This is a genomic window from Mycobacterium sp. (genome assembly GCF_032162605.1).
GTDB lineage: Bacteria > Actinomycetota > Actinomycetes > Mycobacteriales > Mycobacteriaceae > Mycobacterium.
The window spans coordinates 1-17,466 of the sequence record NZ_JAVROT010000502.1 but is presented as its reverse complement, the minus strand read 5'-3'; the positions used below and the strand labels follow the sequence as shown (position 1 = coordinate 17,466).

The window sequence follows — 17,466 nt, the reverse complement described above, 5'->3', positions numbered from 1 at the left end:
CATTCCTGCATAGGGGCCATCGCGGAAGTTCTACCTGAGCGCCGAGTGCAACACGTCGAATTCACCACTCGCGCATGGCTTCTGATATCAGATTTACTCCCACACCACCTCGCCCGGTTCCTTGTCCGGACGCATGCCGCGCCAACTCGGTTGGCGCAGCCTGCCGTCGGAGGTCCGCTCGCTGTAGCGCACCTCCCCCACTAGTATCGGCTCGACGAACGTGACGCCCTTCGCGTCCTGACCGGAAAGTTCTGCGGTGAAGGGTGATTGGTCGGCACGGAGCGGTGCCAGGGTCTTCTTCAACTTCGCGAGGTCCTTGTCGGTGAACCCCGTGCCGACGCGACCCGCGAAGTGCAGGCCGTCATCCTCCGGCACGCCGACGAGCAGTGCGCCGATGCCACTCGTGCGCCCACCTTCGCCCGCCCGCCACCCGCCGATGATCACCTCCTGCGTCAGCCACAGCTTGTCCTTGATCCACGACGCCGACCGCCGTCCCGGCTGGTAGGTGGAGTCCCGCTTCTTCGCGACGACGCCTTCCCACCGATGCTTATGCGCGTACTCCAACGCTTCCGGCCCGTCCCCGGGCAATTGGTCTGGGACGATCAGCCCACCGCCGTCCGCCAAGACTTCGAGCACCTTGCGGCGGTCGGAGTACTTGGCGCGCAACAGGGATCGGCCGTCGAGGGAGAGAACGTCGAACGCCCAGAACTCGATGTTCGCGCCGGCGCCGCGGTTCTGCATCGCGCCGAAGCTCGGCACACCCGAATCGTCCAGCGCGACGATCTCCCCATCGAGAAGAACGTGGTGATCTGCCAGATCGGCTGCGAGCAAACCGAGTTGGGGGAATTCAGCGGTGACGTCACGGCCGCTGCGCGACCGCAGCGTCAACGCGCCATGATCGGCGTCGGCCAGTAGTCGGTAGCCGTCCCATTTGCCCTCGAACGCCCACTGCCCGGCCTTGAGCTTGTCGACGGATCCGTGCGTGGCCAGCATCGGCGCCACGTCCGCAGGCGTCAGCTTCGGCTGCTCCTTCATCCGGTGCGCCAGCCAGTTCTTGCCGTCGGTCTGAATCAACGCATAGCGGCCCGCGACCTTCGCGCCGTGCAGCGTGACGATCACCTCACCGCCCTTCGACGGACCGTCGGGCGGGTTGTCACGGAACTTCTCGGTCTCGTACGTGCCGGAGTCCCAGACGATGACCTCGCCACCGCCGTACTCTCCCTTGGGAATCGAGCCCTCGAAGGCGGCGTACTCCAACGGGTGGTCCTCGGTGTGCACGGCGAGGCGATTCACCGACGTCGTCTCCGGCAGGTTCTTCGGGATCGCCCAGGACACCAGCACGCCGTTGCGCTCCAGGCGGAAGTCATAGTGCAGTCGCCTGGCATGGTGCTCCTGAATGACGAACCGGTCGTCGTTGCCCATGGCGGGTGCGGCCTCGGGCACCGGCTCCGGCGTCTTGACCGGGTCACGCATCCGGCGGTAGACGGTGAGTTTGTCTGGCAGCGGTGGGTTCTCGTCGAGACTCTCGAGCAGGTCGCCATCGGCTTCGACCCGCCGCAGCACCTCGTCGAAGCGTAGGTGCCGCAAATCTGGGTCCCCGACCTCGTCCCACGTCCGGGGCGCCGCCACGGTCGGCTCCTCCCGGCCCCGCATCGAATACGGCGCGATCGTGGTCTTGGCAGCGCTGTTCTGGCTCCAGTCGACGAAGACCTTCCCCGCCCGCAGACTCTTCGTCATGGTCGCGGTGACCAGCTTCGGCATGCTCTTCTCGAGCTGCTGCGCGATCCGCTTCGCCAACACCGAAGCGCCCTGCGAACTGATCGGCTCCGCCAGCGGAACGTAGAGGTGCAGCCCCTTGCTGCCGCTGGTGAGCGGGTACGTGGTCAAGCCGATGTCGGTGATCAACTCGCGGACCGCCTCGGCCACCTCGCAGAGCTGCGGCATCGTCGCGCCCTCGCCTGGGTCCAGGTCGAACACGATGCGCGTCGCCGGTCCCGGCTCACCGGACTGGGAGAACCGCCACTGCGGCACGTGGACCTCCAGCGACGCCTGCTGCGCAATCCACGCCAGTCCCTCGCGGGTGTCGATGATCGGGTAGGTGGTCGTGCCCGACTTGTGCGTGACGGAGCCGCGCTGCAACCAGTCGGGCGCCGAGGACGCCAACTGCTTCTCGAAGAAGTCCGGCTGACCGACGCCGTTGGGCCAGCGCTTGCGGGTGACGGGCCGACCCGCGATGTGCGGCACCATGGCGTCGGCGATCGCGACGTAGTACTCGAACACCTCGGCCTTGGTGGTGCCGGTGGCGGGGTAGAGCACCTTGTCGGGGTTGGTCAGTTTCACCCGCTCGTAGCGCTCCACCATCCGACCGTATTACCCCCAATCCCCGCGAACAGACGCAAACGTTCGGCAATCCACGGCGTGTCGAACACTTTTGCGTCTGCTCGCGGACAGAAGTGCGACGGGAAGAAGTGCGCCCTCAGTCATCGTCGATCGACAGCACCGCGAACGGCTCGGTCGGCGTCTCGGCGATCACCATCTTCGCCGCGGAGTCCGACGGGACGACGCCGCCGGCGAGCGCCGCGAGGGCTTGGTTGGTACCGACGTCGCGGCCGGCCTTCTCGCTCAACAGCCATCGCACCTCGAGCAGGTCGCAGTAGGCCTGGATGGGTGTGCCCGTATTGCCCACCATCGAGTGAGCCAGTTGCTGGTACGGCGTGAGCACCTCGATCTGCCACAGCCGTGCCGCGGTCGACTCGTCGACGTCGTGACCGGCCTCCAGGCACAGCTGCGCCTGGTACGCGTGTAGGTCGCCGAGCAGGATGCGGGCCTGGCCTTCGCCCACGTCAAGACCGGTCAGGTCTTGAAGATGCTGGGCGTGATAGCGGCGGTCACCCACGGCGACGTGGACCCGCAACCGGCTCGGGTCAGCGCTATCGGGTTGCAGCGACAGTTCGTCGACGGCGAAGCCGAGATCGTTGAGTCGGCGGATGGTCGCCTCGACGCGGTACCGGTCGTTGAATCCGAAGACCGGCTCGGCGTGCAACAGCCCCCAGAGCGTGTCGTAGCGGACCTGAACCTGTTCGGCCTCGGCGATCAGGGTGGCGTGCATCTCCTCCGGCCGACCCATCCGCTCGGCGAGGTCGACCAGGCCCTCCGCCACGTTCTCCACCAGGATCTCGAGGTCGTACCTGCGCTGTCCACGACTCAGCGACGGATGTACCTCGGAGGTCTCGGCATCGACGAGCCAGGCCTGCAGAAGCTGCCCATCGCGCGAGAACAGGGTGTTCGCCAATGAGCAGTCACCCCAGAAGACACCGTGACGATGCAGTTCCACCAGCAAGCCCGCCATCGCATCCAGCAGGCGCGCCCGCTGCCTCGGCTGGTCGGGTGGCAGACGCATGAACAGCCTGCGGTACTGCCACGAGCCCTGGAGGTACCGGGTGACCAGGATCGCGGTGTCGAACTCGGGTTGCAGCACCAGACCCGCGGGACGGACTGCGGGCAGCCCCATGTCCTCGAGCTGCCGCAGCACGTCGTACTCCTTGAGGGCGACCCGCGGAGGCATGTCCTTGACCGCCCAGAGCTGATCGTCGGCGTCGACGAACTTCACCAGGTGGCGGCTCATCCCCACCGCGATGTCCCGCAACGGAACGTCGGGGGCGACCCACTCCGACAACGGTCGGTCCCACGGCAACCCGAGGAGACCGGGAGTCGGTGCGCGGAGCCGAAACTCCGTCATTTCCCGGGCCGCTTCGCTCTCCGCCGCAAGCGGGGGGACCCCCAGCTCCGGAGCGCGCGCATGTCAGTTGATGCGCTCGCCAGTTTCCGGGTGGAACAGGTGCACCACGCCCTCGGGATTCCTACGCAACCGGACGGTGTCGGCCAACCTGGGCGCCGTGCGAGGGTCGCACCGCGCCACCAGCTCCACGCCCGAGCCTGCGTGCGTGTAGACGTAGGCCTCACTGCCGAGATCCTCGACCAGGTCGACGACGACCTCGACGCCACCGGAGTCGGTCAGCTCGAGTTGCTCCGGCCTGATTCCGAAGGTGACCTCGGACAGTCCCGCTTCGCTCAACTTGGTCAACTGGTCACGTTCGAGTTCCAGTGTCGAGCCACCGATCTTGACGCCGTCGGAGGTGATCGGCAGTTTCTCGAGGTTCATCGCAGGCGACCCGATGAAGCCGGCGACGAACTCGTTGGCCGGCCTGTCGTACAACTCGTTGGGCGAGGCGAACTGCTGCAGCTGCCCGAACCGCAGCACGGCCACCCGGTCCCCCATCGTCATCGCCTCGACCTGATCGTGCGTGACGTAGACGGTGGTGGTACCGAGCCGGCGTTGCAACGCCGCGATCTGGGTACGGGTCTGCACGCGCAGTTTCGCGTCAAGGTTCGAGAGCGGCTCGTCCATGCAGAAGACCTGGGGCTCACGCACGATGGCACGGCCCATCGCGACGCGCTGACGCTGACCGCCGGACAGCTTGGCGGGCTTTCGATCCAGGTGCTCCGTCAGGTCAAGGATCTTCGCCGCGTCCTCGACCTTCTTACGCCGGTCCCCGGCCGATACCCCCCGCAGCTTCAGCGCGAAGCCCATGTTCTCGGCAACCGTCTTGTTCGGGTACAGCGCGTAGTTCTGGAACACCATCGCGATGTCGCGGTCCTTGGACGGGACACCCGTCATGTCCTTGCCGCCGATCTCGATGGCGCCCTCGTCGATGTCCTCGAGTCCGGCGAGCATCCGCAGTGCGGTGCTCTTGCCGGAACCGGAAGGCCCAACGAGTACGACGAACTCGCCGTCCTGAATGTCGAGGTTGAGGTTGTCAACCGCGAGCTTGTCGGACCCCTCGTAGATGCACGAGGCGTTCTTGTAGGTGATTGCAGCCATGGCTCATTGCTCCTTTGAAGTGAGGGAAAGTTACTTGATCGCGCCGAACGAGAGTCCGCGCACCAGCTTGTTCTGGGCGAACCACCCGCACAGGATCACGGGAAGTGCGGCCATGGTTGCGGCCGCTGACAACACGGCCCAGTACTGACCCTCACCGGCGATGAAGCCGACGAGGTACACCGGCATGGTCTGAGCGTTCACCGCGGTCAAGTTCACCGCGAGGAAGAACTCGTTCCAGGCAAAGATCACGCAGATGAGCGCAGTGGCGGCGATGCCTGGTGAGACCAACGGCAGGATCACTTCTCGCACCGACCTCCACAAACTGGCGCCGTCCAGGCTGGCGGCCTCGAGGAGTTCACCGGGCACCTCGAGGAAGAACGACCTCATCATCCACACGGCGATCGGTAGGTTCATCGAGGTGTAGAGGATGACCAGTGCCCAAATGTTGTCCAGCAGGCCGATATTGGACACGATCACGTACAGCGGCAGGATCGCCGCGACGACGGGCAGCATCTTCGTGCTCATGAAGAAGAACAACGCATCCGACGTCTTGCGGACGGGCCGCAGTGACAGTGCGAACGCGGCAGGCACACCCAGGAGCAGCACCAGAATCGTCGACATGCCGGTGGCGAACACCGAGTTCAGCATCGCAGGTCCGATGCCCTGATCGAAGACTGCGGCGTACTGATCCAGTGTCGGGGTGAAGAACAGTGTCGGCGGACTGGTCGCGGCGACGCTCTCCTGCTTGAACGACGTCAGGACCATCCAGAACACCGGGAAGAAGAACCCGAGCCCAGCGATCCAGGCCACCACTGCCCACGGGTTGAACTTCTTGGACTTCTTCTTCCGGACTGGCGCCGCATCGCTTGTCGCCGTGGTTCTTTCTGTCTTGTTAGCTACCTTCGGGGCACTCATGTCTAGGCCGCCTCTTCCTTGCCGGAGAATGATTTGAAGATCAACCGCAGCGCGAAGCTGGCGATGATCATCGTGAAGATGACGACCACCACGCCCATGGCCGCCGCCTGCCCCATGTCGAAGCCGAGGAACGCACGCTGGTAGATGTAGAACGGCAGGTTCGCACTGGCGACGCCCGGCCCGCCCTGCGTCATCATGAAGATCGCGTCGAACGTGTTGACCAGGTAGATCGCACCCAGCACCACTCCTAGTTCGATGAAGCGTCGCAGGTGGGGCAGGGTCAGCTCCCGGAAGAGCTGGAGCGCGCCGGCCCCATCGACCCGGCCCGCCTCGAGTTGGTCCCGAGGCATGGATGTCAGGCCGGCGAGGATCAGCAGCATCATGAAAGGCGTCCACTGCCAAATCAATTCGACCATCACCATCGTCAGGGGGAACTGGCCGATCCAGTCCACCGGACCGATGCCCACCAGCGACAGCAGCCAGTTCAAGATGCCGTTGGTGGGATCGAGAATCGTGGTCTTCCAGACCAGCGCTCCCGCAACGGGGGTGATCAGGAACGGCGTGATCAGCAGCGTCCGGATCACCCCGCGGCCCAGGAATGCCCGATCCAGCAGCAGGGCCAGCAACAAGCCGAGCAGGGCGGAGACGAGCACGACGACGACGATCAGGATGACCGTGTTCAGGGCCACCGACCAGAACTGGCTGTCCTGGACCACCGCAATGTAGTTGTTGAGCCCGACGAATTGCCGTGACCCGGGGCGAACCAGGTTCCAGGACAACGTCGAGTAGTACAGCGTGAACAGGAACGGCACCTGCGTCACGGCGATCATGAAGATCAGCGCGGGCAGCAGCGGTCCACGCCTGCGCCAGCCCTCGGCGCGGCTTACGCCGGTGTCCTGGGCTTCCCGGATCTTGCGGACCCGTTCGGCCACTGCCTCCCGACTGGCGTCGGATTCGGTATCAGCAGTAAGAGTCATCACTTCTCCTGGTATGTCTTGCCGACGACCTCGGCGTATTGCTGTGCTTGGTCCATCGCGGCATCGACGGACTTCTGGCCGGCGATGGCCGCGCTGATCTGCTGGCTCACCCGGGTGCCCAGATCCTGGAACTCCGGAATTCCGACGAACTGCACGCCCGTGTACGGCACCGGTTGAACCGTGGGCTTGTTCGGAGTTGCGTTGGTGATCGACTGCAACGTCAAGGGACCGTAGGACTTCGAGATCGCTTGGTACTCCGGGAGTTCGGTATAAGTGGAGGTACGGCTACCCGGTGGAACCCGAGCCCAGCCGAGCTTCTCACCGACCAGCTTCATGTAGTCCTTGCTGGTCATCCAGGAGATGAACTTCCATGCGCCGTCGGGGTTCTTGGCTCCCTTCGGGATGCCCAGTGCCCAGGTGTAGAGCCAGCCCGAATTGGGCTTCTCGGCGATGGGCGCAGGAAGGTAACCGATCTTGCCGACCAGATCCGGGTAGGACTTGGGATCCTCGAGCACCGAGACCGCCGACGTCGCGTCGTACCACATCGCCGTCTGCCCCTGACCGAACAAGTTGGCGCACTCCTGGAAACCAGTTGAGGATGCGCCCAATTCGCCGGATTTCTTGATGGTGTCGACGTAGAAGTTGACCGCCTTCTTCACTTCCGGGCTGTTGAGTTGCGCGTTCCACTGGTCGTCGAACCAGCGACCGCCGAAGGTGTTGATCACCGTGTCCAAGGGGGCCAGCACCTCGCCCCACCCCGGCTTGCCGCGCAGGCAGATGCCGGCCCGGTCGCCGTTCTTCAACTGGTCCGCCCACCCTGCGACTTCTTGCCACGTGGGCTGATAGTTCGGATCCGGGTTGACCTTGATACCAGCCTGTTCGAACATGTCCTTGCGGTACATCAGGAACGACGACTCGCCGTAGAACGGCACCGAGTACATGCTGCCCTCATACGACAGCGAGTCCCGCAGCGACGGGATGAAGTCGTTCTCGTCGTAACCCGGAGTATTCTTCGCGTAGTCCGAAAGGTTCAGCAGCCAGCCATCCTTCGCCCACTGCGGCGTTTCGAAGTTGCTGATCATCACGACGTCGAATTGACTGCCCCCCATCGCCGTCGACATCGTGATCTTCGCCCGCGCCTGGTTCTCCGACAGCGAGATGAACTTCAGCTTCGTGCCGGGGTTCGCCTTCTCGAACTCCGACGACAGCTTCTGGGCGTCCGTCATCTGCGAGTTGGACACCAGGGCGATCGTCACCTCGTTCGCCGATGAACCCAGGCTTCCCGCGCCCGCACAACCGCCCGTCAACAGCAGCCCGACGGCGGCGGTGCACACCGAGAGCTTGTGTAGCACCCTTCGTGTCGCTTTCATCTTCTCCCCACTCCTCATCGAGTAATACTTGGTTTCTTTCATGCGTCCTACTGATCCAAAAGCCAACGTGCACAATCGATGTCGCAGACCAAGAGCTTCGCCAGGCCGCCTCGGAGCGCGGCGCGGGTGGCCTGATGCTTGAGCGGGCCGCTGCAGACCAGAATCGTCTTCTCGCATCTGCGGATGTCCTCCAGCGGCACCGACACTGCGCGGTGGGCGAGTTCTGTGACCACCGCTGCGCCGTCGGCGTCGAAGAACCGCCCACCGATCTCACCCACCGCTCCGAGCGACACCAGTTCGTCGAGCATCCTGGTGTCGAGGAAGCTGCCCTCGAACAGCGTTGTCGAGGTGGTCGTGGACCCGACGCCGAACAGCATGGTGTCGGCGCGTCGGCCCGCCTCCAGCGTCCGCGAGATCACCGAATCGCTACGCATCGAGACCACGGTGGACGGGTCGGCGTACAGCGGGGCGGGCAGCCTCATCGCGCTGGCACGCAGCATGTCCGCGCCGCGGCTGAGGATGAACTCCATTCCCGTCTGATAGGCGGCGGTGGACATGGCGCCGTCGAGTTGGACCACGACTCGGCAGCTCGCCACACCCGGCGTCAGCGCCGTGACGGCGGCGACCTGCTCCGGCCCCCAGGTGAAGCCGAGGACGTCGTTCTCCGAGATGCGCCGCATCAGGAGAGCGCCCGCGGCCCGGCCCAGGTGTCCCGTCACGACGGCCTCGGTGATCCCGTACCGCAGCTCGAGCTGGCGTTCCTCGTCGGCGTGCAGGTCGTCCTTCATGGTTGGCGGCACGATGACCTCGATGCGCACCAGCCCGCGGGCCTTGGCCCTGGCGATCAGCCGTCCCGCCGTGGGGCGGGACACACCGAGCTTGCCGGCGATCTCCGCCTGCGTGAGTCCGTCGAGGTAGTAGAGCGTGGCCGCGCGCAGGGCGAGCCGCAGGTCTTCCGGCGTCGCCCCGCCGTTCGGAGCCGCATCAGCCGGGGGCTCTGCGACCCTGCCGTTCGACCTCGGTGCCGTCACGGTTCCGCTCCACCTTTCTCGCCCTTTCTCGCCCGAGATGAACACATGCTCGGGGGTGCGTGTAGATGATCATGACGCTAACATCTAAATGTGACCCACACAACACTTGCAGTATCAGACCGAATGCGGGCCGCAATGCCGAATGCGAAGCCGGACGAGACCGACCGAATAGACCTCGACCCCAACCGGGGGCCGGGTACCGTCAGGAAAGTGGTGGTGCTGTCATGAAGCTCAACAACGCGTCCTTGCCTCAGATCCCGATCGGCAAGCCGAGCTACGACCGCAGTGAGATCGGGATCGGCATAGTGCATTTTGGAGTGGGCGGCTTTCACCGGGCGCACCAGGCGATGTACGTCGACCGGCTGCTCGAGATGGGCCAGGCCAAGGAGTGGGGCATCTGCGGCGTCGGCGTGCTGCCGGGCGACCGCAAGATGGCGAATGTCATGGCCGACCAGGACGGCCTCTACACGTTGATCTCGATGAACCCCGACGGCAGTCGCGACGCACGGGTCATCGGCTCGATCGTGAAGTACCTCTTCGCGGCGGACGACCACGAGGCCGTCATCGAACTGATCGCCGCCCCGAGCACCCGCATCGTCTCGCTGACCATCACCGAGGGCGGCTACTCCATCTCCGACGCCGGACCCGACAGCGTCTTCGGACTGGTGACCGCCGCCCTCGCGCGGCGGAAGGACCGCGGCCTGTCGTCGCCGACCATCGTGTCCTGCGACAACATCGAGGGCAACGGCGACGTGGCACGCGAGGCCTTCATCGCATACGCGGAGCGGACGCAACCCGAGCTGGCCGACTGGATGAAGGCCAACACCCGGTTTCCCAACTCGATGGTCGACCGCATCACGCCGGCCACCTCTCCCGACGTGATCGAGACTCTGGCGTCGGACTTCGACGTCGAGGACCAGTGGCCCGTCGCCGCGGAGCCGTTCACCGCATGGGTGCTCGAAGACGACTTCCCCGACGGTCGGCCGTCCTATGAAGACGTCGGCGTGCTGCTCGTCGAGGACGTCACACCCTACGAGCTGATGAAGTTGCGCCTGCTCAATGCCGGCCATCAGGCCCTGTGCTACTTCGCGTACCTGTCGGGCTACCGGTTGGTGCACGACGCCGCGGGCGACCCCCTGTTCGCCGAGTTCCTCCGCGAGTACATGGATTCGGAGGCGACGCCGACGCTGCTGCCCGTTCCCGGGATCGACCTGCCCGACTACAAGCAGACGGCGATCGATCGCTTCGCCAACCCCGCCGTGCGCGACACCATCGTGCGGCTGTGCTTCGGCTCGTCGGACCGCATCCCGCAGTGGCTGGTTCCCGTCATCAAGGAGAACCTCAAGAGCGGCGAGCCCATCAGGCTGTCGGCGGCCACCGTCGCGAGTTGGGCCCGTTACGCCGAGGGCGTCGACGAACAGGGCGAGGCGATCGACGTGCAGGACCAACTCGCCGAATCGCTCGTCCCCCTTGCCAAGTCACAGCTCGAGAACCCGACGGCCTTCATCGACAACGTTGCGTTGTTCGGCGACCTCGGCAAGGAACAACGGTTCGTCGACGCCTACCTGTGGGCGCTGAACTCACTGCACGAGGTCGGTGCCCGCGCGACGTTGGAGAACCTGGTGCACGCGGACGCCAGCCCATGACAGCCCGCGCGCTCGTCATCGGCGAGGCCCTGATCGACATCGTCCAACGTGACGGCCGCATCCTCGGTGAGCACGTCGGGGGCAGCCCGCTGAACGTCGCGGTCGGGCTGGGCAGGCTGGACCGCGAGGTCGACTTCCTCACCCACATCGGCGACGACGAGCGGGGCCGTCGAATCGCCGACTACGTCGAAGCCTCCGGGGTCCGACTGGTCCCGGGCAGCGTCACCGCCGCGCATACGCCGACGGCCTCGGCCCGGATCGACGAGACGGGCGCCGCGACCTACACGTTCGACATCGAGTGGCAGCTGACGGGAACACCCGAGGTGGCTCCCCCGCTGATCGCCCACACCGGATCGATCGCCGGATTTCTGGGCCCCGGGTGCCTGGCGACGGCCGCGCTGCTGGAGGCCTACCACCTGGCCGCGACCATCACGTTCGACCCCAACGTGCGGCCTGCCCTGATCACCGACCGCGCGCAGGCCATCGGCCGCATCGACCGACTCGTCGAGCGGGCCGACGTCGTGAAGGTCAGCGACGAGGACCTGCACTGGATCGATCCCAGCCGCTCGCCCGAGCAGATCGCGACGGCGTGGCAGGCGGTCGGTCCGTCGATCGTGGCCGTGACGATGGGCGGACAGGGGGCGTTCGCGGTGTGCGCCGCAGGCGTGGTGCGGGTAGCGGCCCGCCCGGTCGAGGTGGTCGACACCGTCGGCGCAGGCGACTCGTTCATGACCGGACTCATCGACGCACTGTGGTCATTGAACCTCCTCGGCGCCGCCCGGCGGCGGGACCTGGCCCGCATCGACGTCGACGCCCTGGACGGGGTCCTGCAGGAAGCGGCGCTCGCATCGGCGCTGACCGTGTCGCGGGCAGGTGCAGACCTGCCCGATCGCGCCGCTCTACAACTAGGGATGAGTCTGTGAGCCATACTGGGGCATGCGTTCCATCTGGAAGGGTTCGATCGCCTTCGGGCTGGTGAACGTGCCGGTCAAGGTCTACAGCGCGACCGAAGACCACGACATCAAGTTCCACCAGGTCCACGCCAAGGACAACGGACGCATCCGTTACAAGAGGGTGTGCGAGGTATGCGGCGAGGTCGTCGAGTACCGGGACATCGCGAAGGCCTACGACTCCGATGACGGCCAGACGGTGATCATCACCGACGAGGACATCGCCACCCTGCCCGAGGAGCGCAGCCGCGAGATCGAGGTCGTCGAGTTCGTGCCCGCCGATCAGCTCGACCCGTTGATGTACGACAAGAGCTACTTCCTGGAACCCGACTCGAAGTCGTCGAAGTCCTATGTGCTGCTGGCCAAGACGCTCGCCGAGACCGATCGAGTGGCGATCGTGCACTTCGCGCTGCGCAACAAGACGCGGCTGGCGGCGTTGCGGGTCAAGGACTTCAGCAAGCGCGACGTCATGGTGATCCACACCCTGCTCTGGCCCGACGAGATCCGCGACCCCGACTTCCCGGTGCTGGACAAGGAAGTCGAAGTCAAACCCGCCGAGCTGAAGATGGCGGGCCAGGTGGTCGAGTCGATGACCGACGACTTCCATCCCGACCAGTTCCGCGACGACTACCAGGAACAGCTGCACGAACTGGTTCAGGCGAAACTCGAAGGGGGCGAGGCCTTCACGACCGAGGAGCAGCCCGCCGAGAACCTCGACGAGACCGATGACGTGTCCGACCTGCTGGCCAAACTCGAGGCCAGCGTGAAGGCCCGGCAGTCGGGGTCCGCTTCCAAGAATGACAAGGCCGCGAAGAAGGCTCCCGCGAAGAAGGCAGCTGCCAAGAAGTCCTAGGCCGCGACTTCTGCACCAGGGTCGCGGTTCTCGCGTGATTGCAGCCTTTGCGCAGAACTCGAGATTTTCATCGCCGACTTCTGCACCACGGTTGTCGTTGATCACCCCCGCCGGGCAGATTTCGCCGTCGGCGGTGTCCAGCAGCGCCGAGTGAAGGCCTCTCGTAGGCGATGCAGAATGAATGACCGACTGTGCTCCGCGACCACCTTGACGTCGATCCAGCCCTGACGATCGATGAGCTCAGCCCTGCCGATGTCATGCACGTATTGCTGCCGTTCGGCGCTGTGGTGCACGCCCTCGTAGTCGAGACCGACCATGGGCTCGTCGTATCCCATGTCGATGAACGCCTCGCGCACACCGTCACTCACCCGGATCTGAGTGCGCGGCTGTGGTAGTCCGGCGTCGATGAGGAGAAGCCGCAGCCAGGTCTCTCTCGGCGACTGCGCGCCGGCGTCCATCAGCGCCAATGCGTCTCGGGCCCGTCGCAGTCCCCGGGCTCCGCGGTACCTGTCGGCCAACGCAAGCGCTTCGACCGCCTTCACACCCGTCGCTGCGCACAACGCATCCAGTCGAGCGACTGCCTCGTTGCGATCGAGATGGCGGCCCAGGTCAAGCGCCGTGCGCCCAAGAGAGGTGACTGGCAACCCGCAGACCTCGGTGATCTCGTCGTCGGCAATTCGCTCCTCGCGAACGATGATCCCGGCGCGCGGTCGCGTGTGCTCGGCGATCACCTCGATCGGTGTTGAGGCATCGACCCACCTGGCGCCATGCAATGCCGCCGCCGCTCGTCCGGCGATCACACCGCGCCGGCACGTCCACAGCCATGCGGCAACGGCGTTCATCAACACCGTCCGCTCGACACCGCTGGGTAGATACACACCGGGGTGGACCGCGTCGTAGTTCCATCGCAGTTTGCCGCGCGTGAGGATGCCGTCACGGATCGCCTCGCTGCCGAGGAATGGCTGCCACATGCTCTGGATGCTGGTGGTCCGCACCGACGATTCGCTCGCCGTCATCGACTTCTGCCACGGGGCTGTGGATAACCCCAACGGACAAGCATGATGCAGAATCGACACCAAATTAGAACGTGTTCTAGTAGCGTTTGCGCCCGGCAAGGGAAGTGAGGCAGTAATGATTCTGGATAGATTCAGGCTCGACGATCAGGTCGCCGTCGTGACCGGCGCGGGCCGCGGCCTCGGTGCAGCGATGGCCCTGGCATTCGCGGAAGCGGGCGCTGACGTGCTGATAGCGGCGCGAACGCAGTCCCAACTCGACGAGGTGGCCGAGCAGATCCGTGGCACCGGGCGCCGGGCGCACGTCGTGGTCGCCGACCTGGCGCACCCGGAGGAGACCGCCAAGCTGGCCGAACAGGCCGTCGAGGCGTTCGGCAAACTAGACATCGTCGTCAACAACGTCGGCGGCACCATGCCTGCGCCGCTGCTGGACACGTCCACCAAGGACCTTCGCGATGCCTTCACCTTCAACGTGACGACGGCCCACGCGCTCACGTCGGCGGCCGTTCCGCTGATGCTCGAGCACTCCGGCGGCGGCAGCATCATCAACATCACCTCGACGATGGGCCGCGTCTCGGGCCGCGGGTTCGCCGCCTACGGCACCGCCAAGGCTGCGCTCGCGCACTACACCCGACTGTCAGCGCTGGATCTCGCGCCGCGAATCCGAGTGAACGCCATCGCACCGGGCTCGATCCTCACCTCGGCGCTGGACATCTTGGCGAGCAACGACGAACTGCGCAAACCGATGGAGCAGGCCACGCCGTTGCGACGCCTCGGCGACCCGCTCGACATCGCCGCGGCGGCCGTCTATCTGGCCTCGCCCGCGGGCAGCTACCTGACCGGCAAGACCCTCGAGGTCGACGGCGGCATCACCTTCCCCAACTTCGAATTCTCCATCCCCGACCTGTGAGGACCAAGCAATGACGATCAGAGTCGCAGCGATCGGCACCGGCAACGTCGGGCGGCACGCGCTGACCCAGCTGATCACCGATCCTCGGTTCGAGCTGACCGGAGTGTGGGTGTCGTCGAAGGCGAAGGCCGGCAAGGACGCCGCCGAACTCGCCGGGTTGGACCAGCCGACCGGCGTCACCGCCACCACCGACCTCGAAGCCATACTGGCTGCCAAGCCCGAGTGCGTGGTCTACACGGCGATGGCCGACAACCGACTCGTCGAAGCACTCGAGGACTACCGCCGCATCCTGGCCGCAGGTGTCAACATCGTCGCCAGCGCCGCGGTGTTCCTCCAATACCCTTGGGGCACACTGCCCGACGAGATGATCGCACCCATCCAGCAGGCCGCGGAGGCGGGCAACGCCAGCATCTTCGTCAACGGCATCGACCCCGGCTTCGCCAACGACCTACTCCCGATGGCGCTCGCGGGCACGTGTCAGAGCATCGAGCAGATCCGCTGCATGGAGATCATCAACTACGACACCTACGACAGCGCCACCGTGATGTTCGACGTGATGGGCTTCGGCAAGCCGCTCGACGACATCCCCATGCTTCTGCAGCCGGGAGTGCTGAGCCTGGCGTGGGGGTCGGTGGTCCGACAGCTGGCCGCCGGCCTCGGCATCTCACTGGACGAGGTGACCGAGACCTACGTACGCGAGCCGGCGCCCGAGGACTTCGACATCGCGTCCGGGCACATCGCCAAGGACACCGCGGCGGCCCTGCGCTTCGAGGTGCGCGGCATGGTCGGCGGCAAGCCCGTCGTGGTGCTCGAACACGTCACCCGAATCCGGGACGACCTGTGTCCGGAATGGCCGCAGCCCGCGCAGGAGGGCGGCTCGTACCGCATCGAGATCACCGGCGAACCCAGCTACTCGGTGGACCTGTGCCTGAGCAGTCCCAACGGCGATCACAATCACGCCGGCCTCGTCGCGACCGCGGCGCGCGTCGTCAACCGCCATCCCCGAGGTCGTCGCCGCACTGCCGGGTATCCGCACTACGTCCGACTTGCCTCTCATCACCGGAAAAGGGCTGTACGCTGGCAATTGACTGGGAATAGTCGTCAACGAAGGGCCTGCCATGCGTATGCGGTATCTCATTGGTGTGATCGCATCGGCGGGCATTGCGGCTGCTGTCGTCGTCGCCCCGGTCGCGTCGGCCGACCCCAGCGACGAGGTGTCCAACCTGCCGACGTGCACGACCACCGGTGACGGCAGCGCGTACACAGGCACCACGACCACCGAGTGCGCCTCGCCAGGCAACGTCCAGATCGACGCCGCCGCACCCGAGCCGGTGTACCCGTACCCGTGGGACGACGAGTTCTACGGGTCCGCGTTGATCATCGGCGATAGCGGCCCGGACGGTCCTCACGGCGGTGGCGGCGGCGGACCTCACGGCGGCGGGGGCGGTGGCGGGGGCGGGGGCCACCGCTAGTGCCTGCCCGATGAGTCGGCCGAAGATGCATTTTCTGCCAATAGCTTTCGCGGTGACGGTGGTCGCGGGCACGCTGGTATTCGCGCCTGCTGCCGGTGCCTCACCCAAATGCATCAGGATCAACGCGACCACGACGCAGTGCGAGACCCCTGGACACTCGCAGATCACGACGTCGCCGCCTGCGATGAACAACACCCAATGGTGGCCCTTTGGCGGCTATGCCATCGGGTTTCCCTGGTAAGACTCCGACTGGTCCGTCGGCAAGATTTCGGCTAACCTAACTTTTCTATTCGCATACCCGGATAGAAGGTGAATGCCCTTGTCGACGGAGATCAAGACGCCAGTGCGCACGGCAGGCTGGCTGCTCGGGCCTGCGTTCGTCGCCTCAATCGCCTACGTCGATCCCGGAAACGTCGCCGCCAACGTCAGCGCGGGCGCACAGTACGGCTTCCTCTTGGTGTGGGTCATCGTGGTCGCCAACGTCATGGCGGGCCTGGTGCAGTACCTGTCGGCGAAACTCGGCCTGGTCACCGGCCGCACACTGCCGGAATCCGTCGCCGACCACGCCCGCACCCGCACCCGGATCGCGTACTGGTTACAGGCCGAATTGGTCGCCATGGCAACGGATCTCGCCGAAGTGGTAGGTGGGGCCATCGCTCTGTACCTGCTATTCGATCTGCCACTGCTGCTCGGCGGCGTCATCACCGGGTTCGTATCGCTGCTGCTGCTCGCGGTACAGAACCACAGCGGCCAGCGAGTGTTCGAGCGCGTCATCACCGGTCTGCTGCTGGTCATCGCCATCGGATTTCTGACCAGCCTGTTCGTCGAGCCGCCGTCGGCCGGCGACGTGATCGGCGGTCTGGTCCCGCGCTTCGAGGGCCCGGAGAGCATTCTTCTTGCGACGGCGATGCTGGGCGCTACGGTCATGCCCCACGCGGTGTACCTGCACTCGGGTCTGGCCCGCGACCGCCACGGCCATGTGGAGGCCGGGGCGCCCCGGCGGCGGCTACTGCGAGTCACCCGCTACGACGTCGGCCTCGCCATGCTCGTCGCGGGCGCGGTCAACCTGGCCATGCTGCTCGTCGCCGCCACCAACCTCCAGGGCGTCGAGAACACCGACTCCATCGAGGGCGCATACTCCGCGGTGCATAACACGTTGGGCCACAACGTCGCACTGTTCTTCGCCATCGGACTGCTGGCGTCGGGCCTCGCGTCCACGTCAGTCGGCGCCTACGCCGGCGCCATGATCATGCAGGGCCTGCTGCGCAAGTCCTACCCGCTGCTGCTTCGACGGATGGTGACACTGATCCCGGCGTTGGTGGTGCTCGCGATCGGCGTCGACCCCAGCCGGGCGCTGGTGCTGTCACAGGTGGTGCTGTCGTTCGGCATTCCGTTCGCCCTGATCCCGTTGGTGCGGCTGACCAGCAACCGGGAGCTGATGGGGGGC

Annotated in this window: 14 protein-coding genes and 1 pseudogene; 7 read left to right on the top strand and 8 right to left on the bottom strand. The window is 65.6% G+C overall.

Annotated elements, in window-relative coordinates; genetic code table 11:
• Positions 1-93: 93 nt before the first annotated feature.
• The 7 genes from QOI01_RS27895 to QOI01_RS27865 all read right to left on the bottom strand — a co-directional run bounded on the left by QOI01_RS27895 (position 94) and on the right by QOI01_RS27865 (position 9,175).
• Positions 94-2,361 (bottom strand): ATP-dependent DNA ligase, encoded by a 2,268-nt coding sequence (locus tag QOI01_RS27895; RefSeq protein WP_526386392.1) that lies wholly within the window; start codon positions 2,359-2,361, stop codon positions 94-96.
• Between the two features lie 115 nt (positions 2,362-2,476).
• Positions 2,477-3,739 carry a DUF4032 domain-containing protein gene (locus QOI01_RS27890; RefSeq protein WP_526386391.1) on the bottom strand — a complete coding sequence of 421 codons (1,263 nt, stop codon included), beginning with the start codon at positions 3,737-3,739 and terminating at the stop codon, positions 2,477-2,479.
• 63 nt (positions 3,740-3,802) lie between these two features.
• Complete coding sequence (locus QOI01_RS27885; RefSeq protein ID WP_526386390.1) at positions 3,803-4,882, bottom strand: ABC transporter ATP-binding protein; 1,080 nt, start codon at positions 4,880-4,882, stop codon at positions 3,803-3,805.
• 30 nt (positions 4,883-4,912) lie between these two features.
• Entirely contained in the window at positions 4,913-5,797 is an 885-nt protein-coding gene (locus QOI01_RS27880) for a carbohydrate ABC transporter permease (RefSeq protein ID WP_526386389.1), read from the bottom strand.
• Positions 5,798-5,799: 2 nt separating this feature from the next.
• Entirely contained in the window at positions 5,800-6,774 is a 975-nt protein-coding gene (locus QOI01_RS27875) for a carbohydrate ABC transporter permease (protein ID WP_526386388.1), read from the bottom strand.
• Positions 6,774-8,144: an ABC transporter substrate-binding protein gene (locus QOI01_RS27870; RefSeq protein WP_526386387.1), complete on the bottom strand. Its 1,371-nt coding sequence runs from the start codon at positions 8,142-8,144 to the stop codon at positions 6,774-6,776. Before QOI01_RS27870 ends, QOI01_RS27875 begins: the two co-directional genes overlap by 1 nt.
• A gap of 47 nt (positions 8,145-8,191) precedes the next feature.
• Positions 8,192-9,175, bottom strand: coding sequence for a sugar-binding transcriptional regulator (locus tag QOI01_RS27865; RefSeq protein WP_526386386.1), 984 nt, complete (start codon positions 9,173-9,175; stop codon positions 8,192-8,194).
• A 224-nt stretch (positions 9,176-9,399) separates the two neighbouring features.
• On the opposite strand from QOI01_RS27865, the gene QOI01_RS27860 reads away from it, so the two are divergent.
• The 3 genes from QOI01_RS27860 to ku are packed head-to-tail and all read left to right on the top strand — an operon-like array spanning position 9,400 to position 12,624.
• Positions 9,400-10,821, top strand: coding sequence for a mannitol dehydrogenase family protein (locus QOI01_RS27860; protein ID WP_526386385.1), 1,422 nt, complete (start codon positions 9,400-9,402; stop codon positions 10,819-10,821).
• Positions 10,818-11,744 carry a carbohydrate kinase family protein gene (locus QOI01_RS27855; RefSeq protein WP_526386384.1) on the top strand — a complete coding sequence of 309 codons (927 nt, stop codon included), beginning with the start codon at positions 10,818-10,820 and terminating at the stop codon, positions 11,742-11,744. Before QOI01_RS27860 ends, QOI01_RS27855 begins: the two co-directional genes overlap by 4 nt.
• 13 nt (positions 11,745-11,757) lie before the next feature.
• Positions 11,758-12,624, top strand: coding sequence for a non-homologous end joining protein Ku (gene ku / locus QOI01_RS27850; protein WP_526386383.1), 867 nt, complete (start codon positions 11,758-11,760; stop codon positions 12,622-12,624).
• Between the two features lie 101 nt (positions 12,625-12,725).
• Here the strand turns inward: ku and QOI01_RS27845 are convergent, their stop codons facing one another.
• A complete protein-coding gene (locus tag QOI01_RS27845; protein WP_526386393.1) occupies positions 12,726-13,595 on the bottom strand; it encodes a hypothetical protein in 870 nt (289 codons plus the stop codon).
• Between the two features lie 160 nt (positions 13,596-13,755).
• Between QOI01_RS27845 and QOI01_RS27840 the strand changes: the two genes are divergently transcribed.
• From QOI01_RS27840 to QOI01_RS27825, 4 genes and pseudogenes are all read left to right on the top strand, one after another.
• On the top strand, positions 13,756-14,547 hold the full coding sequence (locus QOI01_RS27840) for an SDR family oxidoreductase (protein ID WP_526386382.1): 792 nt from the start codon (positions 13,756-13,758) through the stop codon (positions 14,545-14,547).
• A 10-nt stretch (positions 14,548-14,557) separates the two neighbouring features.
• A pseudogene (locus tag QOI01_RS27835) lies at positions 14,558-15,635 on the top strand (NAD(P)H-dependent amine dehydrogenase family protein).
• 30 nt (positions 15,636-15,665) lie between these two features.
• The gene (locus QOI01_RS27830; protein WP_526386381.1) at positions 15,666-16,019 is read left to right on the top strand and encodes a hypothetical protein; all 354 of its coding nucleotides are present in this window, start codon (positions 15,666-15,668) and stop codon (positions 16,017-16,019) included.
• Between the two features lie 313 nt (positions 16,020-16,332).
• The coding region (locus QOI01_RS27825) for an Nramp family divalent metal transporter (RefSeq protein WP_526386380.1) at positions 16,333-17,466 on the top strand (1,134 nt) is incomplete at its 3' end.